24 protein-coding genes, 6 tRNA genes and 1 riboswitch are annotated in these 21,055 nt (G+C 68.1%); of the genes, 12 read left to right on the top strand and 18 right to left on the bottom strand.

Translation table 11 applies throughout. The annotated features are described in order from the left end of the window. On the bottom strand, nt 1–459 hold the full coding sequence (gene hisI, locus AC1DFR_RS07950; RefSeq protein WP_476873111.1) for a phosphoribosyl-AMP cyclohydrolase: 459 nt from the start codon (nt 457–459) through the stop codon (nt 1–3). 177 nt (nt 460–636) lie between these two features. On the opposite strand from hisI, the gene AC1DFR_RS07945 reads away from it, so the two are divergent. After that, on the top strand, nt 637–1,281 hold the full coding sequence (locus AC1DFR_RS07945; RefSeq protein ID WP_028277041.1) for a TIGR03085 family metal-binding protein: 645 nt from the start codon (nt 637–639) through the stop codon (nt 1,279–1,281). A 121-nt stretch (nt 1,282–1,402) separates the two neighbouring features. Here the strand turns inward: AC1DFR_RS07945 and hisF are convergent, their stop codons facing one another. The 15 genes from hisF to AC1DFR_RS07870 form a co-directional block, all read right to left on the bottom strand. Beyond that, the gene (hisF, locus tag AC1DFR_RS07940; protein WP_026536975.1) at nt 1,403–2,179 is read right to left on the bottom strand and encodes an imidazole glycerol phosphate synthase subunit HisF; all 777 of its coding nucleotides are present in this window, start codon (nt 2,177–2,179) and stop codon (nt 1,403–1,405) included. A gap of 85 nt (nt 2,180–2,264) precedes the next feature. Then, complete coding sequence (hisG, locus tag AC1DFR_RS07935) at nt 2,265–3,107, bottom strand: ATP phosphoribosyltransferase (protein ID WP_028277039.1); 843 nt, start codon at nt 3,105–3,107, stop codon at nt 2,265–2,267. Nucleotides 3,108–3,211: 104 nt separating this feature from the next. After that, the gene (locus tag AC1DFR_RS07930; RefSeq protein WP_018772463.1) at nt 3,212–3,475 is read right to left on the bottom strand and encodes a phosphoribosyl-ATP diphosphatase; all 264 of its coding nucleotides are present in this window, start codon (nt 3,473–3,475) and stop codon (nt 3,212–3,214) included. A gap of 166 nt (nt 3,476–3,641) precedes the next feature. Beyond that, nucleotides 3,642–4,127, bottom strand: a complete 486-nt coding sequence (ribH, locus tag AC1DFR_RS07925) for a 6,7-dimethyl-8-ribityllumazine synthase (RefSeq protein ID WP_018772462.1) — start codon at nt 4,125–4,127, stop codon at nt 3,642–3,644. A 45-nt stretch (nt 4,128–4,172) separates the two neighbouring features. Further along, nucleotides 4,173–4,835: a GTP cyclohydrolase II gene (gene ribA / locus AC1DFR_RS07920; protein WP_476873133.1), complete on the bottom strand. Its 663-nt coding sequence runs from the start codon at nt 4,833–4,835 to the stop codon at nt 4,173–4,175. A 46-nt stretch (nt 4,836–4,881) separates the two neighbouring features. Then, a complete protein-coding gene (gene ribB / locus AC1DFR_RS07915) occupies nt 4,882–5,592 on the bottom strand; it encodes a 3,4-dihydroxy-2-butanone-4-phosphate synthase (RefSeq protein WP_476860256.1) in 711 nt (236 codons plus the stop codon). Continuing rightward, complete coding sequence (locus AC1DFR_RS07910; RefSeq protein ID WP_476870624.1) at nt 5,589–6,275, bottom strand: riboflavin synthase; 687 nt, start codon at nt 6,273–6,275, stop codon at nt 5,589–5,591. Before AC1DFR_RS07910 ends, ribB begins: the two co-directional genes overlap by 4 nt. Beyond that, nucleotides 6,275–7,372 carry a bifunctional diaminohydroxyphosphoribosylaminopyrimidine deaminase/5-amino-6-(5-phosphoribosylamino)uracil reductase RibD gene (ribD, locus tag AC1DFR_RS07905; protein WP_476873132.1) on the bottom strand — a complete coding sequence of 366 codons (1,098 nt, stop codon included), beginning with the start codon at nt 7,370–7,372 and terminating at the stop codon, nt 6,275–6,277. Before ribD ends, AC1DFR_RS07910 begins: the two co-directional genes overlap by 1 nt. Nucleotides 7,373–7,473: 101 nt before the next feature. Continuing rightward, entirely contained in the window at nt 7,474–8,172 is a 699-nt protein-coding gene (gene pnuC, locus AC1DFR_RS07900; RefSeq protein WP_476873110.1) for a nicotinamide riboside transporter PnuC, read from the bottom strand. Nucleotides 8,173–8,266: 94 nt separating this feature from the next. After that, a riboswitch (FMN riboswitch) is annotated at nt 8,267–8,417 on the bottom strand. 122 nt (nt 8,418–8,539) lie between these two features. After that, complete coding sequence (rpe, locus tag AC1DFR_RS07895) at nt 8,540–9,196, bottom strand: ribulose-phosphate 3-epimerase (protein WP_476860255.1); 657 nt, start codon at nt 9,194–9,196, stop codon at nt 8,540–8,542. Nucleotides 9,197–9,262: 66 nt separating this feature from the next. Next, nucleotides 9,263–10,864 (bottom strand): RsmB/NOP family class I SAM-dependent RNA methyltransferase, encoded by a 1,602-nt coding sequence (locus AC1DFR_RS07890; protein ID WP_476873109.1) that lies wholly within the window; start codon nt 10,862–10,864, stop codon nt 9,263–9,265. Then, on the bottom strand, nt 10,861–11,781 hold the full coding sequence (fmt, locus tag AC1DFR_RS07885; RefSeq protein WP_476857165.1) for a methionyl-tRNA formyltransferase: 921 nt from the start codon (nt 11,779–11,781) through the stop codon (nt 10,861–10,863). The genes AC1DFR_RS07890 and fmt overlap by 4 nt, the downstream gene beginning before the upstream one ends. Continuing rightward, nucleotides 11,778–12,350 carry a peptide deformylase gene (gene def / locus AC1DFR_RS07880; protein ID WP_079553669.1) on the bottom strand — a complete coding sequence of 191 codons (573 nt, stop codon included), beginning with the start codon at nt 12,348–12,350 and terminating at the stop codon, nt 11,778–11,780. The genes fmt and def overlap by 4 nt, the downstream gene beginning before the upstream one ends. Nucleotides 12,351–12,432: 82 nt before the next feature. Next, nucleotides 12,433–13,278, bottom strand: coding sequence for a cytochrome (locus AC1DFR_RS07875; RefSeq protein ID WP_476851510.1), 846 nt, complete (start codon nt 13,276–13,278; stop codon nt 12,433–12,435). Between the two features lie 86 nt (nt 13,279–13,364). Further along, nucleotides 13,365–13,436 (bottom strand) — tRNA-Val (locus AC1DFR_RS07870). A gap of 380 nt (nt 13,437–13,816) precedes the next feature. On the opposite strand from AC1DFR_RS07870, the gene AC1DFR_RS07865 reads away from it, so the two are divergent. The 6 genes from AC1DFR_RS07865 to AC1DFR_RS07840 all read left to right on the top strand — a co-directional run bounded on the left by AC1DFR_RS07865 (nt 13,817) and on the right by AC1DFR_RS07840 (nt 14,850). After that, a tRNA-Gly gene (locus AC1DFR_RS07865) sits at nt 13,817–13,889 on the top strand. Nucleotides 13,890–13,935: 46 nt separating this feature from the next. Beyond that, nucleotides 13,936–14,006: transfer RNA gene (locus tag AC1DFR_RS07860), tRNA-Cys, on the top strand. A gap of 39 nt (nt 14,007–14,045) precedes the next feature. After that, nucleotides 14,046–14,120: transfer RNA gene (locus AC1DFR_RS07855), tRNA-Val, on the top strand. A gap of 56 nt (nt 14,121–14,176) precedes the next feature. Next, nucleotides 14,177–14,249 (top strand) — tRNA-Gly (locus AC1DFR_RS07850). A 38-nt stretch (nt 14,250–14,287) separates the two neighbouring features. Then, a tRNA-Val gene (locus AC1DFR_RS07845) sits at nt 14,288–14,362 on the top strand. Between the two features lie 218 nt (nt 14,363–14,580). Further along, on the top strand, nt 14,581–14,850 hold the full coding sequence (locus AC1DFR_RS07840; RefSeq protein WP_028277028.1) for an antitoxin: 270 nt from the start codon (nt 14,581–14,583) through the stop codon (nt 14,848–14,850). A gap of 174 nt (nt 14,851–15,024) precedes the next feature. On the opposite strand, the gene zapE is transcribed toward AC1DFR_RS07840, so the two are convergent. Beyond that, nucleotides 15,025–16,062, bottom strand: a complete 1,038-nt coding sequence (gene zapE, locus AC1DFR_RS07835; RefSeq protein WP_476873108.1) for a cell division protein ZapE — start codon at nt 16,060–16,062, stop codon at nt 15,025–15,027. 226 nt (nt 16,063–16,288) lie between these two features. Here zapE and AC1DFR_RS07830 point away from each other — a divergent pair, with 226 nt between their 5' ends. The 3 genes from AC1DFR_RS07830 to ybaK all read left to right on the top strand — a co-directional run bounded on the left by AC1DFR_RS07830 (nt 16,289) and on the right by ybaK (nt 18,275). After that, on the top strand, nt 16,289–17,206 hold the full coding sequence (locus AC1DFR_RS07830) for a sulfurtransferase (protein WP_476851508.1): 918 nt from the start codon (nt 16,289–16,291) through the stop codon (nt 17,204–17,206). Between the two features lie 70 nt (nt 17,207–17,276). Then, entirely contained in the window at nt 17,277–17,750 is a 474-nt protein-coding gene (locus AC1DFR_RS07825; RefSeq protein ID WP_243179191.1) for a SufE family protein, read from the top strand. 27 nt (nt 17,751–17,777) lie between these two features. Continuing rightward, entirely contained in the window at nt 17,778–18,275 is a 498-nt protein-coding gene (gene ybaK / locus AC1DFR_RS07820; RefSeq protein ID WP_476873107.1) for a Cys-tRNA(Pro) deacylase, read from the top strand. 119 nt (nt 18,276–18,394) lie between these two features. Here ybaK and AC1DFR_RS07815 read toward each other — a convergent pair whose 3' ends face one another. After that, on the bottom strand, nt 18,395–19,777 hold the full coding sequence (locus AC1DFR_RS07815) for an alpha/beta hydrolase family protein (RefSeq protein ID WP_476873106.1): 1,383 nt from the start codon (nt 19,775–19,777) through the stop codon (nt 18,395–18,397). A 137-nt stretch (nt 19,778–19,914) separates the two neighbouring features. On the opposite strand from AC1DFR_RS07815, the gene AC1DFR_RS07810 reads away from it, so the two are divergent. Together AC1DFR_RS07810 and msrB are read left to right on the top strand one after the other, a co-directional pair. After that, nucleotides 19,915–20,403, top strand: coding sequence for a hypothetical protein (locus tag AC1DFR_RS07810; RefSeq protein ID WP_230007972.1), 489 nt, complete (start codon nt 19,915–19,917; stop codon nt 20,401–20,403). Between the two features lie 14 nt (nt 20,404–20,417). Continuing rightward, on the top strand, nt 20,418–20,918 hold the full coding sequence (msrB, locus tag AC1DFR_RS07805; RefSeq protein WP_476873105.1) for a peptide-methionine (R)-S-oxide reductase MsrB: 501 nt from the start codon (nt 20,418–20,420) through the stop codon (nt 20,916–20,918). Nucleotides 20,919–21,055: the final 137 nt, after the last annotated feature.

The raw sequence follows: 21,055 nt of genomic DNA, 5'->3' as shown, positions 1-21,055 counted from the left end.
CTAGCCTCCGTGGCCGACGACGGCGTCGAGCTCGCGGCCGTCGAAGCACGTCCGGGTTCCGGTGTGGCAGGCCGCGCCGACCTGGTCGACCCGCACCAGCAGCGCATCGCCGTCGCAGTCCATGGCGAGCGACTTGACCCATTGCACGTGCCCGGAGGTGTCTCCCTTGCGCCAGTACTCCTGGCGGGAGCGCGAAAAGAACGTCACGCGCCCGCTGGTCAGGGTGCGGTGCAGCGCCTCGTCGTCCATCCAGCCCAGCATCAGCACCTCGTGGGTGTCGAATTGCTGGACGATTGCGGCCACCAGGCCGGCGCTGTCGCGCTTGAGCGCGTCCGCCAGTCCGGCCGGGAGGGGACTGCCGCTGACGGGACTGCGATCGACGGCGCTGCCGTTGATGGCGCTGCCGTTGGTGGGGCTGCCGTTGGTGGGGCTGGGGGCGGAGGCGGGCTGCTCAGACATCAGATCAAGTCTAGTGCCTCCGGGCCGGTCGCCGGCCTGCGGACAGGTCCCGCCGCTTAACACTGGCGCGCCAATCGGCCCGGCGCCGCGGTCCGGCCCTGCATCATGCGGCCGGGCGCGGTCGCGGCGGCGATTCCTGTGCCCACGCACGGCCGTCTCGTGCTAGTTTCACAAGTGATGCATTTCGTCGAACCGTCCCGAGAAGTCCTGGCCGAAACCCTGCTGGCGGCCGGCCCTGATGCCGCCACGCTCTGCACAGGTTGGCTCACCCGCGATCTTGCCGCGCACCTGTACCTGCGCGAGCGGAAAATCGCCGTCGGACTGGGCCTGCTGATCAAGCGCCTGTCCAAGGCCTCGGACCAGGCGACGGCCGAACTGGCGGGCACCCTGAAGACCACCGAGGACTACGCCAAGCTGGTCAACGACTTCCGGGCCGGTCCCCCCGCTCTGTCCCCGCTGCGGATCAAGGCACTGGACGAAAGCTCCAACCTGATCGAGTACTTTGTGCACACCGAGGACGTCCGCCGCGCCGTGGACCGCTGGGCCCCGCGCGCCCTGGACCAGGCCTACTCGGACGCGCTGTGGGACGAGCTCGTCAAGCGGGCCGCGATCCTGTACCGCGGCGTGGATCTGGGCATCGTGCTGGTGAGCCCCTCGGGTCCGCGGCATGTCGCCAAACGCGCCCCCGTGTCCGTGGCCATCGTCGGCGAACCGGGCGAGCTGCTCATGCACGCCCACGGCCGGACCCGCCACGCCCTCGTGACCTTCGAAGGCCAGCCGGACGCCGTCGCGCTCCTGCAGTCCGCCGAAGTCGGCCTCTAATCCCCACCCGCTTAATCCCCGACCGCTCCCTAAAAAATAAAGCAACGCGGGGTCACTTACGGCCCATAATCCCGTCCGGGATGGGCGGTAAGTGACCCCGCGTTGCTTTAAGCGGTGGGGACTAGCGGACTTCGAAGCCTGCGTCGCGGATCGCGGCCTTGACCTGCGCAATCATGTCCAGCGGGCCGAAGTGGAAGACCGAGGCCGCCAGGACGGCGTCGGCGCCCGCTGCCACGGCCGGCGGGAAGTGCTCCGGCTTGCCGGCGCCGCCGGAGGCGATGAGCGGGACCTTGACCCCCGCCCGCGCCAGGCGGATCAGTTCCAGATCGAAGCCGTCCTTGGTGCCGTCGGCGTCGATCGAGTTGAGCAGGATTTCACCCACCCCGCGGTCGGCCGCTTCCCGCGCCCAGGCGATCGCGTCGATGCCGGTCCCCTGCCGTCCGCCGTGCGTGGTGACCTCGAAGCCGGACGGGGTGGGCTGCGAGCCCGGACGGGTCCGGCGCGCATCGAGGGAGAGCACCAGGACCTGGGAACCGAAGTGCCGGGTGATCTCGTCGATCACGTCCGGCCGGGCCACGGCTGCGGTGTTGATGGCGGCCTTGTCCGCGCCGCAGCGCAGGAGTTTGTCCACCTCGGCCACGCCACGGACGCCGCCGCCGACCGTCAGCGGGATGAAGACTTCCTCGGCGGTGCGGCGGACGACGTCGAACGTGGTCTCCCGGTTGCCGGAGGACGCCGTGACGTCAAGGAAGGTCAGCTCGTCGGCGCCGCTGTTGTCGTAGCGGTGCGCCAGTTCCACCGGGTCACCGGCGTCGCGGAGGCCCTCAAAGTTGATGCCCTTGACCACGCGGCCGGCATCGACGTCGAGGCACGGGATGACGCGCACGGCAACAGTCATGACTTCTCCTGGTACTTGCAGGCGGGTAATTGCTGCAGGGTGATTGCTGAAGGTGTTCCTGGCGGGAACCGGCGGGGCGGGGCGCCTAGATGCGGCAGGCGTGGATGCTGCTGACCAGGATGGCGCGGGCGCCGAGGTCGTAGAGCTCGTCCATGATCCGGTTGGTTTCCCGCTTGGGCACCATCGAGCGGACGGCCACCCAGTCCGAATCGCGCAGCGGCGACACGGTGGGCGACTCCAGGCCGGGGGTGAGCCCGGCGGCCTGCTCGACGAGTTCCTTGCGGATGTCGTAGTCCATCAGCACGTACTGCCGGGCCACGAGGACGCCCTGGAGCCGGCGGATCAGGACCTCCGTGGCAGGGTTCTGCTCGCCCTTGCGGCCAATCAGCACGGACTCCGAATTCAGGATCGGCTCGCCGAAGATCTCCATGCCGGCGGCCTTGAGCGTGGTGCCGGTCTCGACGACGTCGGCAATCGCGTCGGCGACGCCGAGTCGGACGGAGGATTCAACGGCGCCGTCAAGGCGGACCACCTTGGCGTTGATGCCGCGTGCGGCCAGGTAGCCGCGCAGCAGTCCGTCGTAGCTCGTGGCCAGGCGCTTGCCCTCGAGCTCGGCGACCGTGGTGAAGTCGCCGACCGGGCCGGCGAAGCGGAACGTGGAAGCGGCGAAGCCCAGCGGCAGCAGCTCCTCAGCCTCGACCTCCGCGTCGAGCAGCAGGTCGCGGCCGGTGATGCCGACGTCGAGCGTTCCCTGGCCCACGTACACAGCAATGTCGCGCGGGCGGAGGAAGAAGAACTCAATGTCGTTGTCCGGGTCCACCATGACAAGCTCGCGGGTGTCGCGGCGCTGGCGGTAGCCTGCCTCGGCCAGCATGGCCGCGGCAGCTTCGGACAGGGATCCCTTGTTCGGGACGGCAACTCTAAGCATGGGAAAAGTCTCTCTTGGGAGTGGAAGTCTCTGTTGGGGCACATCGGCCACGCGGTGCACGGGATCCGCCAGCGAAGTCATGGCGGTGTCCGGTGCGGGCGCGGCTACAGATGCTTGTAGACGTCTTCCAGGGTGAGTCCTTTGGCGAGCATCAGAACCTGCAGGTGGTAGAGCAGCTGGGAAATTTCCTCGGCGGCGGCCTCATCGGATTCATACTCCGCAGCCATCCAAACCTCGGCTGCTTCCTCCACGACCTTCTTGCCGATGCCATGGACTCCGGAATCCAGTTCGGCGACGGTGCGGGAGCCCTCCGGGCGGACGGCTGCCTTTTCACTCAGTTCTGCGAACAGCGACTCGAAATTCTTCACGCCCCCAAGCCTACTTGCTCCCGGCGCGGGAACGCCCGCCGGGGCGTTGCATGACGGCGGAGATGTGAGGCACTGCATATCCAACACGGCCAGCGAGGCCAGCACACTCAGCCGGCGCGGGCGGCCAGGGAGGCGCCCGCACCGGCTTTGGCTGCAGCCTGGCGGCTCAGCCGAACTGCTTGAGGGTCACTGCCGTGGCCAAGGCAGCGGTAACGGCCTCGTGACCCTTGTCCTCGGTGGATCCCGGCAAGCCTGCCCGGTCGATCCCCTGCTGCTCGGTATCGCACGTCAGCACGCCGAAGCCCACGGGAACCCCGGTGCGGACGCTGACCTCGGTCAGGCCCAGGGTGGCCGCCTCGCAGACATATTCGAAGTGCGGAGTGCCGCCCCGGATGACGACGCCGAGCGCCACGACGGCGTCGAAGTGCGGTGCCAGCCGGGCGGCCGCGACCGGGAGCTCAAACGTGCCCGGCACGCGCAGGACGGTCGGCTCATTGATGCCGGCGTCCTTCGCGGCGCGCAGGGCGCCGTCGAGCAGTCCGTCCATGATCTGGGTATGCCAACTCGCGGCCACAATGGCCAGCTTGAGCCGTGAGGTTTCTTCAGGCTTGAAGGTGCTGAGGTCGATCTGGGGGGCGCCGTGGCCGCTCATAGGGTATTCCTTGCTGTTGAGTCTGGTGGTCGTGTTGCTGCCCGGTCAGTCCTGGTCGTGCTCGAATCCGGACAGGCCGGCGGCCGGAGCCGGTTCAACGTCCAGGACCAGGCGGTGGTCCATCCGGTCCTTCTTCGTCTGCAGGTAGCGGATGTTCTGCTCCCGGGAGGGGACCTCCGTGGGGACCATCTCCACCACCTTGACGCCTGCCTGCGCGAGCCGGTCCTGCTTGTCCGGGTTGTTGCTCAGCAGCCGGATCTCGTGGAGACCCATCTCCGCGAGGATCTGGGCCGCGGCCTTGTAGCAGCGTGCGTCGACCGGCAGCCCGAGCTGTTCGTTGGCCTCCACGGTGTCAAAACCGGCCTCCTGCAGGGCGTAGGCCTTCATCTTGTTCGCCAGGCCGATCCCGCGGCCCTCCTGGCCGCGCAGGTACAGCAGGGTGCCGCCGAGTTCGTTGATCAGCTCGAGCGCATAGGCGAGCTGCTCGCCGCAGTCGCAGCGGTAGGAGCCAAACACATCGCCGGTGAGGCACTCCGAATGGAGGCGGACCAGCGGTGGCTGGCCGTCAACCGGCGCCATCGGTGAACTGACGGCCAGGTGCTCCGCGCCGGTGGCGAGGTCGGTCCAGGCCTGTGCCACGAAGTCGCCGAAGGCGGTGGGCAGCTGGACGATGGGTCCTGCGCTGACCGGATGCGGTTGACGGGCCATGGCCGTCTCTTCTCGGGTCTCCGAAGTCGTCACTATTTCTCCTCCATCAGACAGGGTCCGCTGCGTGGCTGCCGTGCTGTTCCGCTTCAAGATACGCCACCAGATCCGCAATCGAAATCAGGGGGCAGCCATGCTCGATGGCGAAGCCGCGCAATCCGTCCAGCCGCATCATTTCTCCGTTGTCGTACACCAGCTCTGCTATCACGCCCACGGGCTCCAGGCCCGCGAGCCGGCACAGGTCCACGGCCGCTTCGGTGTGGCCGGGACGTTCCCGCACTCCCCCCTTAACGGCGCGGAGGGGGAAAACATGCCCGGGGCGGGTCAAGGAATTTGGCCGGCTTTGCGGGTCGGCCAGGATCCGAGCCGTCAGGGCGCGGTCCGTGGCGGAAATTCCGGTGCTGACACCCACGGCGGCGTCGCAGGACACGGTGTAGGCGGTGCCCTTGGCGTCTTCGTTGATTGCCACCATTGGCGGCAGCGCGAGGGCGTCTGCCCGGTCGGCGTCGAGCGGTACGCAGATCACGCCGGAGCTGTAGCGGACTGTCCAGCCCATCAGCGCGGGGGTGGCGTGCTCGGCGGCGAAAATGATGTCGCCTTCGTTCTCGCGGTCCTCGTTGTCCACCACCAGGACGGGGCGCCCGGCTGACATGGCGCTGATGGCGTCCTCGATCGGATCGAGGCCCGCACGCCCGGTGCCGGCAGCGGCGGCGCGCAGCCCGGCCACATCATGGCCGGGCTGGTCCGTGACCCGGCTCATTTCGCGGCCCCGTCCGTGAGGGCGGCTTCTCCGTCGGAACCTTCGGCTGCCCTGTGCGCGGCGGGCGACGAACCGCCGGCAAAGGACAGCAGGCGTTCGGTGTACTTCGCCAGGACATCGACTTCGAGGTTTACATGGCCGCCGGGTGTCTTCTGGCCCAGGCCGGTCTCGGCCAGGGTGGTCGGGATGAGCCCTACTTCAAACCAGGGCGCCGGATAGTTGGCCGGGCTGACTGCCGTGACGGTGAGGGAGACGCCGTCGACGGCGATGGATCCCTTTTCGGCGATGTACCGGGCCAGCCCGGCCGGCACCGCGAACCGCAGCCGGTCCCAGTTGCCAAGTCCCTCGCGCTCCACGAGCTGGCCGACGCCGTCGACGTGGCCTTGGACCACGTGGCCGTCCAACCGTCCCCCGGCGGGGACGCAGCGTTCCAGGTTGACGGGATCGCCCGCAGTGAGTTCTCCGATCGTGCTGCGGACCAGGGTCTCGCCCATAACGTCAACGCTGAAGTCCCTGCCGTCGATCTGCGTGGCGGTGAGGCAGACGCCGTTGACCGCTATGGAACCGCCCAGGGCGAGACCGTCCGTGGTGCCGGGTGCGTGGAGCCGTACGGTGGCGCTGCTGTCCCCGTTGCGCTCAATGGACAGCACCTTTCCCTGCTCGGCGATAATTCCGGTAAACATCAATTGCCTCCTGCGGCGGTGTCCGCGCCGGTGCGGTGCGGGGTGGTATCGGATGAAGTAGGGGTGGCGGCCGGGTCAGCCTCATCGGCCGGGGCGGCCGGGCGAAGATGGAGCCGGAGGTCGCGGCCGAGGACCTGGACGGCGCCGCCGGATGCCGGGTCCCATTCCCACCGCTGGGCATCGGCCAGGGTGGTGATGCCGAGGTCGTCCAGGGCGGCGGTGCCGGAGCCAAGCAGTGTGGGCGCCAGGTAGACGATGAGTTCGTCGACCAGGCCGGCGGCCAGGAACGCGCTCAGGATCCGGGAGCCGCCCTCCACCATGAGGTGCCGGACGCCGTGTGCGAACAGCTGGTCCAGGGCCTCGCGCGGGTCGCGGGTGGCCAGGTGCAGGACGTTGCCGTCGGCTCCGTGGATGGCGGCGTCGTCGGGAATGCCCCGGTACCCCATCACGGCGCGGAGCGGCTGTTTGCCCTCTGCTTCGCCGTCGCCGTTCCGGGCGGTGAGCCGGGGATTGTCGATCAGGACCGTCTGGGTGCCCACCAGGATGGCGTCTATCCGGCCGCGCAGGGCGTGGTTGTCGGCGAGCGATTCCGGGCTGGATATCCATTGGCTGGTGCCGTCGCTGGCGGCGATGCGGCTGTCGAGGGTCTGGGCGATATGCAGGGTGACGAACGGCCGTTTGGCGGCGACGGCGTCGAACCAGCGCCGGTTCAGGTCCAGCGCCGCCTCGGCGGCCAGCCCGGAGCGGACGCGGACGCCCGCGGCCCGGAGCGTCACGGCGCCGCCGGCCGCCGGGTCGTGGGGATCGTCGACGGCGTAGATGACGTCGGTGATGCCGGCATCGATGATCGCCTGCGCGCAGGGCCCGGTGCGCCCACAGTGGTTGCAGGGCTCCAGCGTCACCACGATCGCCGCGCCGCGGAGGTCCCGGCCCGCCGCCTTCGCCTGGCCGATGGCGTCAGCCTCGGCGTGGGCAGTCCCGGCTCCGCGGTGGTAACCGGTGGCGAGGTGCGTCCCGTCGGCCCCGACGACGACGGCGCCGACGAGCGGGTTGGCGCCCCGCGGGCCCTGCGCCGCGGCGGCCAGGGCAGCCTGCATCGCAGCATTCTCGGCAGCGTTGAACGCGGCAGCGCCGGACGGGGCAGCGCCGGACGGCGCGGCGCTGAATCCGGCGCTCACGCCGGCGGTGTTGAGGGCACTCACTTGGCCACCACAGGGTCGGGGAAGGCGGTTTCGACCGTGACAGGCCGGTTCGCCAGCCTGGAGGCACGCCACCAGACAAAGAACCCGGCCAGGGTGAAGAAGCCGTAGAAGAGGTACATGACGGCGCTGGCGTAGTAGCCGGCGCTGAACAGCAGTGGCACACCGACGATGTCCACCGCCACCCAGATGAGCCAGAACTCCGTCCAGCCCCGCGCCATGCCGTAGGTCGCCAGCAGCGAGCCCATGAACGTCCACGCGTCTGCCCAGACCGGCGGGTAGGAGCCGAGGGAGTCGAAGACCGGGGTAAGCGCCACGGTGCCGGCCACGAGGCTGAGGGCCAGAATCACCCGGGTCTGGTTGCCGGCCCAGCGCGGCGCGACGGCAGTCCCGCCGGTGCCGGCCTTCCTGCCCTGCTGCCAGCGGTACCAGCCGTAGAGGGCGACGCCGATGAACATGACCTGGCGTCCGGCCTGGCCCCACAGCGTGGCCGGCGTGGCGGAACCGAAGACGTTGCCCAGGAAGACCGTCAGGAGCAGCAAGTTGCCGGCGATGCCGACGGGCCATGCCCAGACCCGGCGGCGCATGCCGCCGACGGCGCTGGCGAGGCCAAAGATGTTGCCTAGCACTTCACGAAGAATCAGGACAGATCCGCCTACGGGGATCTGCGCTTCGAAGAGCCATCGCAAGGGGTCCATGTGTGTGTCGTTCCTTCCCTCAAGAACCGCGATGGCTCCGGGGGTATACGACAGCGCAATTATGCGGCGCCGTTGGGGCGCCGCAGTAACAGCTGTACGTGCTTCTCTCATCCAGACTTTAACTGTCGGTACCGGAATTTCACCGGTTCAACCGTCTGCCGGCTTCCTCCCGGGGGAGGGCGCTGGCGCGCGGGTCGCGGACTGTCACCGCCGGTTCGGACTTACACCGACCCCGGAGCACGTATGTGTGTTGTTATTCTGACACAACTGCGGCCCTGCCCGGGCTATTCCCCGGATGCCGATGTTACGCCCGGCGTCATCTTCGCAGCAGTTCCCTACCGGGACCGCGCGTCAGCGGGACCCCGCGTCAGCGGGACCCCGCCGCCCGGAGCCTTTCGACAGCCTCCGCCGGATCCGCGGCGCCGTAGACGGCTGACCCCGCAACAAAGACGTTCGCCCCCGCCTCTGCCGCGCGCACGATCGTCTCCTCGGTGATGCCGCCATCCACCTGCAGTGCCACCGCGACGCCGGAGCCGTCAATGGCAGCGCGGGCCCGCCGGATCTTGGGCAGCGTCAGGTCCAGGAAAGACTGCCCGCCGAAGCCTGGCTCCACCGTCATGATCAACAGCAGGTCCAGTTCCGGGAGCATGTCCAGATAGGGCTCCACGGGAGTGCCCGGACGCAGCGCCATGCCGGCTTTGGACCCACGGGCGCGCAGTTCCCGCGCGAGTTTGATCGGCGCGATCGAGGCTTCGGCGTGGAACGTCACCGAGGCCACCCCGGCGTCGGCGAAGCCCGGCGCCCAGCGGTCCGCGTCGGCGATCATCAGGTGGGCGTCCAGCGGCACCGGGCTGACGGCCTGGATGCGCTGCACCACGGGCAGCCCAATGGTCAGGTTGGGCACGAAATGATTGTCCATGACGTCCACATGCACGGCATCGGCATTGCTGATACGGCGCAGTTCGGCCTCAAGGTTGACGAAGTCAGCCGAAAGGATGCTCGGGTTGATGCAGCACTGGGCCATGGATTTCCTTCTCGTTCTTACTTTGCTGGTTCGTTTTTGGTGGCAGTGCCCCAGTATCAGCGAAACTCAGGCCAACTTGCGAATCAGCGCCAGGAACATGGCGTCCGTCTGGTGCACGTGCGGCCAGAGCTGGGCGGTGAGCTCGTGCCCGGCCTCGAGGTGGCCCGTGAGGCTAACGCCGTCCAGCACGGCGCCGGCGTCGAGGAGCTCGAGGTCCTCGCGCTTGCGCAGGGCATCACTGACGACGGCGGTGGTCTCTGCCGGGTGCGGCGAACATGTCACGTACGCCACCACGCCTCCGGGCTTGACGGCGTCGATCGCGGAGTTGAGCAGCTGGCGCTGCAGCGGGCCAAGGTCCACGAGGTCCTTGGGCGTGCGCCGCCAGCGCGACTCCGGACGCCGGCGCAGGGCGCCCAGGCCGGTGCACGGGACATCCACCAGGACGCGGTCGAACGACTCCGGCTGCTCGGCGCCAATGTCGCGGCCGTCCCCGGTCCTTACTTCCCAAGCCTCCCGCGGGACCGCGGACAGGGCCTGCCGCACGAGTTTGGCACGGTGCGGGGCGGATTCGTTGGCCAGCAGGTGGGCGCCCCGCTGCCGGGCGAGGGCTCCGAGCAGGGCGGCTTTGCCGCCGGGACCGGCACAGAGATCCAGCCAGCGCTCCCCCGCGCCCCCGCCGTCCGTCCCCGTTTCGCCGCCAGAATTTGTGCCGGGGTCTGCGCTGATGTTGTTGTCGGGCCCGGCGCCGGGGGTTGTGCCGAGATCGACGGCGGCCATGGCGCGGGCCACGAGCTGCGAACCGACGTCCTGGACACGGGTGCTTCCGTCACGGACCGAGGCGAGCCGGCCGAGGTCCCCGCCGCTGGAAAGCGCGGATCCCTCGACGAGCTCGCCCGGGGTGGCCCCGCCTTCCAGGGCCTCGTCGAGGCTGCCGACGCCGGGCAGCGCCACAAGGTTCACCACGGGCGCGGCGTTGTCGGCTTCGAGGAGCGCGTCAATCTCAGAAACCGCCCGGCCGTGGGCCACGAGCGACTGGCGGAGCGCGCGGACGATCCACTCCGGGTGGGCGTAGCGGATGGACGCGATCTTGGTGGCATCCGTCTCGGTGCTCAGCAGCAGGTCGAGCCATTCGTCGAGGGTGCGGGCGGAGACTTTGCGCAGGACGGCGTTGATCAGTGCCGAGGGCCCGGCCCCGATCACGGCGCGGGCCAGCCCCACCGTCTGGTCCAAGGCGGCGTGAGCGGGCACGCGCATGGCGAGCAGCTGGTGCACCCCGATCCGCAGGGCATCCAGGATCGCGGGATCCAGCTCCTCCAGCGGACGGTCCACGCACCGGGCCAGGATGGCGTCGTACGTGCCCTGGCCGCGGAGGGCGCCATAGCTGAGTTCGGTGGCGAAACCGGCGTCGCGCTTGTCCAGCCCGTGGTGCCGGATCCGGGCCGGGAGCACCAGGTTCGCGTAGGCGTCCTCGGCGGCCACGGCGCGGAGCACTTCAAAGGCAACCAGTCGGGCCGGATCGGCGCGGCGGGTCCGCTGGGACGGGGCGCTCTCGGTGAAGCCGCGCTGCGGGCCGCGGTTGCGTTCCCGGCCCTGGGCGTTCCGCCTGCTGCCGCCCCCGGCGCCCTGGCCACTGCCTCGGCTGTTGCCGTTGGTCCCGGAACCGCTCATTCGAATACCACGCTTTCAAGTGTTGCCTGCCCACGCGCCCAATCAGCGGCGGCCATCATTTTCTTGCCCGCGGGTTGCACCCGCGTCAATTCCACCGGGTGCGATCCCGTACCGACGAGAACCCGTTTTCCGTCCAATGCCAGCTGTCCGGGCCGGAGCGCCGCCGAGTCCGCTGCCGGCAGCACTGGCTCCAGTTTGATCCGCTGGCCCTCCAGCAGGGTCCAGGCGCCCGGCTCCGGCGTGACGCCGCGGGCACGGCGGCCGATCGCCAGGGCGGGCTGCTGCCAGTCGAGCCGGCCGTCTTCGAGACTGAGTTTCGGTGCCAGGCTGACGTCGCCCTGCTGCGGGAGCGCGACGGCCTTGCCGGCGTCGATGGCGGACAGCGTTTGGGCCAGCAGGACCGCGCCGCTGTGGGAGAGGCGTTCGAGCAGGGCCCCGGCGGTGTCGGCGGGGTGCACGGTCTCGGTGAGGGTCCCGAAGACCGGACCGGTGTCCAGCCCCTCCTCCAGGCGGAAGGTGACGGCACCCGTGACGTCGTCGCCGGCGATGACGGCGCGCTGCACGGGAGCTGCGCCGCGCCAGGCCGGCAGCAGGGAGAAGTGCAGGTTCACCCAGCCGTGGCGGGGGACAGCGAGAGCCGCAGGGGGAATCAGCCCGCCATAGGCCACGATCGCCGCGACGTCCGGTGCTGCGGCGGCAATGCGGGCGGTGACCCCGGCATCGACTTTGGCGGCGTGGATGATCTCAATGCCGAGCTCGGCGGCCCTGGCGGCCACGGGCGACGGCGTCAGGACGCGTTTGCGTCCCAGCGGTGCGTCCGGGCGGGTGAGGACAGCGACGACGTCGAACCCGGCGGCAACAAGGGCGTCGAGCGACGGCACCGCGACTGCGGGGGTCCCGGCGAAGAGAACCCTCACGGGGTGATTCCGAAGCTGGACCCGCCAAAGCTCGTCCCGACGCTCTTCGCGCGCTTGGTGGTTGTCTGTTCCGTGATGGCGTCGTAGTTGGCATTGCGGATGGCGCGCAGGGCGGCCTTACGGTCTTCGCCCTCGAGCCGGTCGGTGTAGAGAATGCCGTCCAGGTGGTCGGTCTCGTGCTGGAAGCAGCGCGCCAGCATGTCCTCGCCCTCCACGGTGACGGGGTTGCCGTGCAGGTCCACGCCGGTCACCCGGGTGTGGCGGTACCGGCGGACGGGGAAGCCCAGGCCCGGGATGGACAGGCATCCCTCGACCTGGTCCGGTTGGAAGTCCTCGCTGTTTTCCAGCACGGGGTTGACGATGTGACCCTCGACGCCGCCGATCCGGTAGGTGAAGACGCGCAGGCTCACACCGACCTGGGGCGCGGCCAGGCCGGCGCCCTCGACATCCTCCATGGTTTCGGTCATGTCGGCGACGAGCTTTGCCAGTTCAGGCCCGAATTCCGTCACGGGATCGGCGACTGTGCGCAGCACAGGATCTCCGATGATGCGGATATTCAAAATGGCCATGTGCAGTCTGTCCTCACGGTGGGCGGCTAGGGGTCCAGTCCAGTTTAGTTGCAGCTGCCCGGCTTCTGTTCGGCGCTTCTGGTCAGCGCTTCACGGGCGGCGCCAGCGGGAGCAGTGCTGCTCCGGCGGTTGCCGTGTCGGCGGACATCTCCCACACGCGGCGCAGCGCACAGAATTTCCACCAGTGATGCTTCAGGACCTCGGGGTTGGCCCGCTGCGGACGGACCTCGGTCTCGCCGACCGCCACGGCCAGGAGGATCGGGGACTCGCCGTGCTGCCAGGCCTCCCACTCCCCCGCGACGGGATCCACGAGGCTTTCCTCCGCCTTCATGCCCGCCACGAGCTGCATGACCACCTTGTCATCAAGCGGTTTGACGGTGCCGTCCCGGCTGGTGCCCTTGGTCTTGTAGTCGATAAGACAGGTCCGGCCGTTGATCCGTGCGACGAGGTCCAGGGTGCCGGCATAGCCGACCGTCTTGTTCCACACCGTAATTTCCGGGGCGATGGGCTCAACCTGGAAGAGCTCCCACCATTCGTCGAAGCGTGCCGCGAAGGCTTCCTCGCCGTTGGCGGCCAGCGCCTCCCGTGTTTCCTTCATCTGGTGCGGCCGGCCGAGCGCACGCAGCGCAACCTGCTCGCAATAGTTGTGGACCCGGTCGCCGCGTTTGGCGGCATCGTCCCGGTACGACTCCGCCGCCTTGGCGGCCCGGCTGACCGCCTGCCGCAGTTTGGCCGGGCTCCCCAGGATGCCGGGGAGCTCGGGATCCTGGGCCAGACTGTTGGCGCCCATGTACCCGAACCAGCCGTCCAGGCCGTGTGGCTGCTGGCCGATCACCGTGGTGATGGAAGGGACAGAGAACTGAGCCGACGTGGAGCGGGCGTACATGCGGCCATGGTCCGTGGCGTGGGCGAGGAGTGGAGCGGTCATATGAAGACTCTTTCACGGGGGTCAGACAACGATGAAAAGCAAAATGGCCCGCCCCGCTGAGTCAGCGGAACAGACCATTTCGTTAGTGGGCGATACTGGGTTCGAACCAGTGACCTCTTCGGTGTGAACGAAGCGCGCTACCACTGCGCCAATCGCCCTAACGACATTGAATGCTAGCCCACCCGGGCGGATTTTAGAAATCGGCCCGGGGGAACTTGGCCGCGGCGGGAATGCAGGCCCAATACTCCCGCGCAACAGGCCCGTGCACGGGCAGTTCCACCAGCCCTCCACCGGCCGTTCCAGTCGTCCCACTCGGAAGGCCCGCTCAGTAGTCCCGGCGCCACTTAGGGCCACGGCTGAACACCGACGCTAATTACAGCGCTGTAATTAGCAAAATCCCCTAGAACTCGGGGAAGTAGGGCCATGGAACCCGGGCCAATGGGTCTCGATTTGTAGATTCCCAGAACCTCCTATAGAGTTCTTACTCGTTGGAACGCGAGGAAATGCCGAATGCGGCAAGGAAATGCACACCAACAATGCGGACGTAGCTCAGCTGGTAGAGCACCACCTTGCCAAGGTGGATGTCGCGAGTTCGAATCTCGTCGTCCGCTCGCAGGACACTGTCACGGCAAAGGTTCTTCGGAATCCTGTCTACACGGTGGGTTGGCCGAGAGGCGAGGCAGCGGCCTGCAAAGCCGTATACACGGGTTCGAATCCCGTACCCACCTCGGTGAAAACCCTGGTTTCCGGTTTCGATCGGATGCAAGGGGCGATTGGCGCAGCGGTAGCGCGCTTCCCTGACACGGAAGAGGTCACTGGTTCGATCCCAGTATCGCCCACCAGAGCAAGGCAACTTGCTTGATGCAGTACCACCGGCCCAGCCGGCATGGACTAAAATGCGGACGTAGCTCAGCTGGTAGAGCACCACCTTGCCAAGGTGGATGTCGCGAGTTCGAATCTCGTCGTCCGCTCTCTTCATTACAACTCCACTCCGGATCCTTCCGGTTGCGGGCGATTGGCGCAGCGGTAGCGCGCTTCCCTGACACGGAAGAGGTCACTGGTTCGATCCCAGTATCGCCCACCACAAGAGCAGCTCCCCCGGAGCTGCTCTTTTTTGTGCACTCCGGGTTTGTGCACTGCGGGTTTGTGACTGCGGATTGGTGCACTCCGGGCCCTTCTACCCTGTGCACCTGGCCTTCCATCTTTTATCCTCTGGGCGGACACCCTTGGCACCCCCGCCACCTCCCGCTAGGGTAGAAAACGCAAGGAGCGATCTGGCTCCGCGACCGAAGGGAGGTGCCCGTGGGTTTACTTGACGATCTAAAGGGCAAGGCTCAGCAAGTTATTGGTGGCAACGAAGAAGCCATCAAGGACGGCATCGAAAAGGCAGGCGACTTCGTCGACTCCAAGACCGGCGGAAAGCACGCCGGCACGATCGATGCCGTGCAGCGTGGCGCTTCCGACTTCGTGGACAAGGCGAACGACCGGCCGAATTCGGCCCCGGTCGCCGATCAGACTCCCGCAGCCGGTGAGCCCCCCGTAGCCGGGGAACCCCGCCAGCCAGGCCTCTGACCCAGATCCGTCAGCGAGGTGCCGGTCCCGCCGAGAGGCGGCGCCGGCACCTCCGGCATTTAAGGGCGACTCCAACCGGGCAACGCGGGGTCAGTTACGGCCCATCCGGTGCATCCGGATGGGCCGTAACTGACCCCGCGTTGGATTTGGCGTTGTACTTGGAGGGGCTGGCGGCTAGGACGGTTCGTGGTTTTGGCCCTCGCGGGCCAGCGCGGTGAGCCTGGAGACGGCGCGGAAGTACTTCTTCATGTACCCGCCGGTCATCATTTCCTCGGTGAAGAGCTGGTCGAACGGCACACCGCTGGCAAGGATGGGCACGTCCTTGTCGTACAGCCGGTCAGCCAGCACCACGAAGCGCAGCGCAACGGCCTGCTCGGTAATCGTGTGCACGTTCTTCCAGACCACGCCCTCGATCCCCTCCAGCAGCTGGCGGTAACGGCTCGGGTGCACGCCGGCCAGGTGGTTGATCAACGTGCTGAACTCATCGCGGGCCACGGTCTTGCCGTCGAACTCGGCATGCATGTGGTGGGTCAGGTCATCATTGCGCAGCGGCGACGGCGCGGCCGGCAGGCCACGGTGGCGGAAGTCCTCGCCGTCGATCCGCACGACGTCGAACTGGTCCGCCAGCACCTGGATTTCGCGGGCAAAGTCGACGGCGGCGAAGCGCCCGTCCCCGAGGGACCCCGGCAGCGTGTTCGATGTGGCGGCAAGCTTCACGCCGGCGTCGGCGAGTTCGCGCATGAGCCGGGACATGAGCACAGTGTCGCCCGGATCATCGAGCTCAAATTCATCGATGCAGACCAGCTTGTAGTGGCTCAGGGCCTCAACGGTCTTGCGGAAGGACAGCGCACCGACGAGGTTGGTGTATTCGACGAACGTGCCGAAGGCCTTGGGCCCAAGGGCGGCGTGCCACAGCGATGCCAGCAAGTGGGTCTTGCCCACACCGAATCCGCCGTCGAGGTAGATCCCGGCCCGCGAAGTGTCCTTCTTGCCGAAGAGCCGCTTGAACAGCCCGTCGCCGTCGCGTGCGCCCACGCCCGCCGCAAAATGCTGCAGGGCATGGACCGCCTGGGCCTGGCTGGGCTGGGCGGGATCGGGCCGGTAGCTGGAAAACGACACCTCACCGAACCGCGGCGACGGATAGAACCCATTGAGGAGTTCATCCACGGAAACTGCCGGTGTGCGGGCGGCGAGCTGTTCGATCTGTACCAAGGTGGTCCGTTCTGCTGGTCTCTTGTCCCCAGCAAGAATACCGGCAAAGCCTGGCCGGCCCGCGTGCGCGGCTGTGGACCCGCGGCCGCCGTGAGGAAGACCACATTTCCCCGTGTGAACCCGGTGGAGCATTCCCACCGGCCCGTGACTAGTGTTGTAACAGGCCCGGCGCGGCGCACGCTTTCGGCGCCCGGCCTCCTGACCGTTCAAGTGAAAGGCCATCGCAATGACCTACCCCGTTGAGCAGAACGAGAAATTCGCCGCTTACGCCCACCCTGACCGCCTGGTGTCCACGGAATGGCTGGCCACGGCGATCGAGGACGGCGCCCTCGACGGCGGCAATCTCGTGGTGGTCGAATCCGACGAAGACGTCCTGCTGTACGAGACCGGGCACATCCCGGGAGCAGTGAAAATCGACTGGCACACGGACCTGAACGACGAGGTGACCCGCGACTACGTCGACGGTGAAGCCTTCGCCGCGCTGGCCGCGTCCAAAGGCATTTCCCGGGACAGCACGGTGGTCATTTACGGCGACAAGTCGAACTGGTGGGCCGCATACGCCCTGTGGGTGTTCACGCTCTTCGGCCACGAGGACGTCCGGCTCCTGGACGGCGGCCGGGACAAGTGGATCGCGGAAGACCGGGCGCTCTCCACCGTCACGACCGTCACCACCCCTGCCGACTACCCCGTCGTGGAGCGGGACGACGCCCCGATCCGCGCCTTCAAGGATGACGTCCTGGCGCACTTCGGCAAGCCGCTGATCGACGTCCGCTCGACCGAGGAGTACACCGGCCAGCGCACCCACATGCCCGCCTACCCGGAAGAGGGCGCGCTGCGCGGCGGCCACATCCCCACGGCGGCCTCCATCCCCTGGGCCCGCGCGGCGGCCGGCGACGGCACGTACCGGAACCGCGGCGAGCTCGAGGCCCTCTACCTCGGCGAGGCCGGATTGAACGAAGGCGACGACGTCGTGGCGTACTGCCGGATCGGCGAGCGGTCCAGCCACACCTGGTTTGCGCTGAAGTACCTGTTGGGCTTTGAGACCGTGCGGAACTACGACGGCTCCTGGACCGAATGGGGCAACGCCGTGCGCGTCCCGATCGTCAAGGGTGCCGAACGCGGCGCGGTTCCGGCCGGCCGTTAGCCGCGGTGACCGTGGAGCGGGACCTATCCCGACAGGGACACAATCGGCGCGCCTGCGTAAGCTGGGAGTGATGAATACTTCAGCCCTCCCCGCCGCACTGGCGGACATTGTCGACGATTTCCAGGCCCTGACCGAAGCAGAGCGGCTGCAGCTGCTCCTTGAGTTCTCACAGGGGCTTCCGGAACTTCCGGAGCGGCTCCGGGATCACCCGGAGCTGCTCGAGCAGGTAGTGGAGTGCCAGACGCCGCTGTTCCTCACCGTCGAGACGGAACAGGCCGACGGCGACGCGCCTGAGCGCGTCCGGCTCTACTTCAAGGCACCCAAGGAGGCCCCGACCACCCGCGGCTTCGCCGGAGTGCTCCACGAAGGACTCGACGGGCTCAGCGCCGCTGAAATCCTGGCCGTCCCCGACGACATGCCCGAACTGTTGGGCCTGACCCGCGCCATCACTCCCCTGCGCATGCGCGGAATGACCGCCATGCTGGGCCGGATCAAGCGCAAGGTCGTCGCCTCCGGAGACCGCCAGCCGTCGGCGCAGTCCTGACCTTCGGCGCCCGGACAGCCAGAGAACATGGCCCGCAAGCACGCGTCGCAGGGAACTCCGGCCACCGCGGCACTCGCGGCCGCCGGGGTTCCCTTTGTGGCCCACCCCTACACCCATGACCCCGCGGCGGCCAGTTATGGCCTGGAAGCGGCGGAAGTGCTCGGCGTCGACCCTGACCGGGTCTTCAAGACCCTGATGGTCGACGTCGACGGCCGGCTCGCCGTCGGCGTCGTGCCGGTCAGCGGCAGCCTGGACCTCAAGGCGATGGCCGCGGCTTTGGGCGGCAAGAAAGCAGAGATGGCCGCCCCGGCCGCGGCGCAGCGGCGGACCGGATATGTTCTCGGCGGCATCTCACCGCTCGGCCAGCGCCAGTCCTCCCCCACAGTGGTGGATGAGAGCGCACTGGCGCTGGAGACCATCCTCGTTTCGGGCGGACGGCGCGGCCTGGACATCGAGCTGGATCCGGCCGAGCTCATTCGGCTCACGGCTGCCCGCACCGCCAGGATCGGGACCCGGCGCGACTGACCCGGCCCCAGGTGTCGAGACGGCACGTCGCGGCCATGTTCGCGCACAACACTGCCGTGATCTGTCAGCGAACCGTTAATGAACCGTCAGCGAACCATTAATGAACCGTCAATGATCTGTCAATTGAATGCGGCATTGCCGGCCGGAGGCTCCTGGTCGCCGGGGTTGGCGCGGGGCGCCAGCTGCTGCCGGAGCCAGGCCGAGACCTGCCGCTCCCAGCGCTCCGGGTCCACGTTCCATTCCTTGGTATGCAGGGCCCGGTCGAAGGGCTCGAAGGTGACCATCTCGGGGTTTTTCTCGGCCAGCGCCGCTGAGGGCCCGTACGGTACGTACTCGTCGTCCACGCTGTGCACAATGAGGGTCGGCGTCCTCAGCTCCACGGCCCGCGAGACCCAGTCCATCGCTTTGAGGTCGACGGGCGCGGCCAGCCCGGTCAGCCGCCGGCCCAGGCGGTGGCTGAGCATGAGTTGTCCGTAGCGGCCCACGGACGACGGAATCCGGTTCAGCTCCGCGTGGTGGGCCAGCACGTTGACCCAGTTGATCACCGGCGCGTCCAGGACCATGGCCCGGATCAAGTGGCGGTGCCGGGAAAGGTCAGCGGTCTGGAGGCATATCGCGCCGCCCATCGACCAGCCGAACAAAACCACCTCGCGGGCGCCCTGCTGCACGGCGTAGCCGATGGCGGCCTCGACGTCGCGCCATTCGGTGGAGCCCAGGCCGTACCGCCCGTCGCTGGCTGACGGGGCCAGGCCGTCGTTGCGGTAGGAGATCAGAAGACTGGACATGCCCAGTTCCCTGGCGGTCCGGACGGCCCGCAGCCCTTCCTGCCGGGTGGCCCCGCGCCCGTGCACCATGATCGCCCACACGTCGGGGGCCACATCCTCCGCCACGGCCGGCGCGGCGCGGACAAGCCAGGCCGGCGCGGTCCCGGCGTCGACGTCGATCAGCACGTCCTCCACCGGAAACCCCAGGGCGGCCGGATCCGGAAAGGCCGCGCCGCTCCACCAGCCGCGCCGGGCGGTGGCCATGTCCCCGCTGTAGACGTGCTCGACCTCGCGCAGCACGGTGCGTTCGGCCGGGGAGTAGGACAGGATCCGGCCGATCCGCGCATGCCCGCGGCCGCCGTCGAAGAAGAAACCGTACACCCCGTCCACCGTGGCGTCCGGGGTGGCGGCGAAAATGACCCGCAGCGCCCGTCCCTCGCGGATGACGGCCAGCACTTCCTGGTCCTCTGCCCGGAACCGGGCCGGGGTGATGACGCGGCGGGCGAAGTAGAGGGCGAGGGCGGAGGAGCCGGCGGCGAGCACGCCCGCAGCGGCGCTGCCGCCGATGATGCCCCCCACCGCCCACTTGGCGCTCCCTGACGTCACGCCGCCGGGGGCTGGCGCGACGGGGAGTGCTGTTCTGCGGGCGGCGGCCCGCCGGGCAGCGGCCTGGCGGGCAGCGGCCTGGCGGGCAGCGGTCTGGCGGAGGTCCGGGCGGAGGCGCAGGGAGGATGCCATGGCACCATTCTTACTGAAGCGCAGCCCAACCACGGCATTGGCGGGATTTCAGGCGCACGACCGGGCCGGTACAGACACGCCAGGGTCCCGCGGGACACAACGATGCAGGTCAACACGAGCGCGACTAGGCTGGGGTCATGAGTGATCCAATCGTCATTTTGACAGAAGAGCCCCTCGGTGCGGATGACCGCGTCAATATTGAAACCCTGATTGCCGGCGGTGATGCGCCCCTGCTGATCCTGGTGCCGGCCAACACCGAGCGGCACCTGGTGGTGGATTTCCTGGAAAACCTTTCCATGCTTGAAATCGCCAAGGCCTTCCGTGAACTGACGGCACACTCGGATCCCGCCGAGGAGCGGGCCGAAGCAGCCGACACCCTGGCCGCCTCGCTGGCCGCGCTGGCCGGTCTGGGCGGCGGCGTCTCGGGCGAAGTCGTCGAGGGCAAGGCCGTTGACGGCCTGGTTGCCAAGGTCAAGGAACTCAGCGCCGGACAGGCTGTGGTCATCACCCGCCCGCATGCCGTGGCCGACACGTTCCACACCGACTGGGCCACCAAGGCACAGGACAAGCTGGGGCTGCCCGTCCTGCATCTTTACGCCGGTTCGGGATTTATCGGGGACTCCTGAGCGTTATTGAGGCTATGAGTATCTTTAACAGGCCTAAATCCATGCCCTCGGCAGTGCCCGCAGCCGACCCCGCCGCCACGGCCTTTGACCAGACTCCGGCCGGAACGCCCGTCGAAAAGACGGACGCCCAGTGGCGCGAGGAACTGACGCCCGAGGAGTACCGCGTGCTCCGCCAGGCAGGCACCGAGCGGCCGTACACCGGCGAATACTGGGACACCCACACCCGCGGTGTCTACAAGTGCCGGGCCTGCGGCACCGAACTCTTCACCAGCAACGAAAAGTTCGACTCGCACTGCGGCTGGCCGTCCTTCTGGGCGCCGCTCGCCGAGGGCACCGTTCGCTACATCCATGACCGCACCATGGGCATGGACCGGGTGGAAGTCCGCTGCAGCACCTGTGATTCCCACCTGGGGCACGTGTTCGACGGCGAGGGCTACGGCACCCCCACGGACCAGCGCTTCTGCATCAACTCGGTTTCCCTGAAGCTGGTTCCCGCGGACGCCGCCGGGCAGTAGCCTGCAGCCCTGCCTCTCCTTCCGCTGGAACGGCTTTTCAGAATCACTTGCCACAGACTTTCTTATGCTCGAGGCAATTTTGCATTAGAGTCTCTGCTTGCTTGCTACGCTCGATTTAGATCCAGCGACACGCTCCA

The organism is Arthrobacter sp. 05T410, assembly GCF_056396505.1.
The sequence above is the reverse complement of the archived record's forward strand: the minus strand, read 5'-3'. Positions and strand labels throughout refer to the sequence as shown.

Coding starts and splice junctions, on each gene's coding strand:
- hisI (WP_476873111.1), bottom strand. CDS start 459: ATGTCTGAGCAGCCCGCCTCCGCCCCCAGCCCCACCAACGGCAGCCCC.
- AC1DFR_RS07945 (WP_028277041.1), top strand. CDS start 637: ATGCATTTCGTCGAACCGTCCCGAGAAGTCCTGGCCGAAACCCTGCTG.
- hisF (WP_026536975.1), bottom strand. CDS start 2,179: ATGACTGTTGCCGTGCGCGTCATCCCGTGCCTCGACGTCGATGCCGGC.
- hisG (WP_028277039.1), bottom strand. CDS start 3,107: ATGCTTAGAGTTGCCGTCCCGAACAAGGGATCCCTGTCCGAAGCTGCC.
- ribH (WP_018772462.1), bottom strand. CDS start 4,127: ATGAGCGGCCACGGCGCCCCCCAGATCGACCTCAGCACCTTCAAGCCT.
- ribA (WP_476873133.1), bottom strand. CDS start 4,835: ATGGCCCGTCAACCGCATCCGGTCAGCGCAGGACCCATCGTCCAGCTG.
- ribB (WP_476860256.1), bottom strand. CDS start 5,592: ATGAGCCGGGTCACGGACCAGCCCGGCCATGATGTGGCCGGGCTGCGC.
- AC1DFR_RS07910 (WP_476870624.1), bottom strand. CDS start 6,275: ATGTTTACCGGAATTATCGCCGAGCAGGGAAAGGTGCTGTCCATTGAG.
- ribD (WP_476873132.1), bottom strand. CDS start 7,372: ATGCAGGCTGCCCTGGCCGCCGCGGCGCAGGGCCCGCGGGGCGCCAAC.
- pnuC (WP_476873110.1), bottom strand. CDS start 8,172: ATGGACCCCTTGCGATGGCTCTTCGAAGCGCAGATCCCCGTAGGCGGA.
- rpe (WP_476860255.1), bottom strand. CDS start 9,196: ATGGCCCAGTGCTGCATCAACCCGAGCATCCTTTCGGCTGACTTCGTC.
- AC1DFR_RS07890 (WP_476873109.1), bottom strand. CDS start 10,864: ATGAGCGGTTCCGGGACCAACGGCAACAGCCGAGGCAGTGGCCAGGGC.
- def (WP_079553669.1), bottom strand. CDS start 12,350: ATGGCCATTTTGAATATCCGCATCATCGGAGATCCTGTGCTGCGCACA.
- AC1DFR_RS07875 (WP_476851510.1), bottom strand. CDS start 13,278: ATGACCGCTCCACTCCTCGCCCACGCCACGGACCATGGCCGCATGTAC.
- AC1DFR_RS07830 (WP_476851508.1), top strand. CDS start 16,289: ATGACCTACCCCGTTGAGCAGAACGAGAAATTCGCCGCTTACGCCCAC.
- AC1DFR_RS07825 (WP_243179191.1), top strand. CDS start 17,277: ATGAATACTTCAGCCCTCCCCGCCGCACTGGCGGACATTGTCGACGAT.
- ybaK (WP_476873107.1), top strand. CDS start 17,778: ATGGCCCGCAAGCACGCGTCGCAGGGAACTCCGGCCACCGCGGCACTC.
- AC1DFR_RS07815 (WP_476873106.1), bottom strand. CDS start 19,777: ATGGCATCCTCCCTGCGCCTCCGCCCGGACCTCCGCCAGACCGCTGCC.
- AC1DFR_RS07810 (WP_230007972.1), top strand. CDS start 19,915: ATGAGTGATCCAATCGTCATTTTGACAGAAGAGCCCCTCGGTGCGGAT.
- msrB (WP_476873105.1), top strand. CDS start 20,418: ATGAGTATCTTTAACAGGCCTAAATCCATGCCCTCGGCAGTGCCCGCA.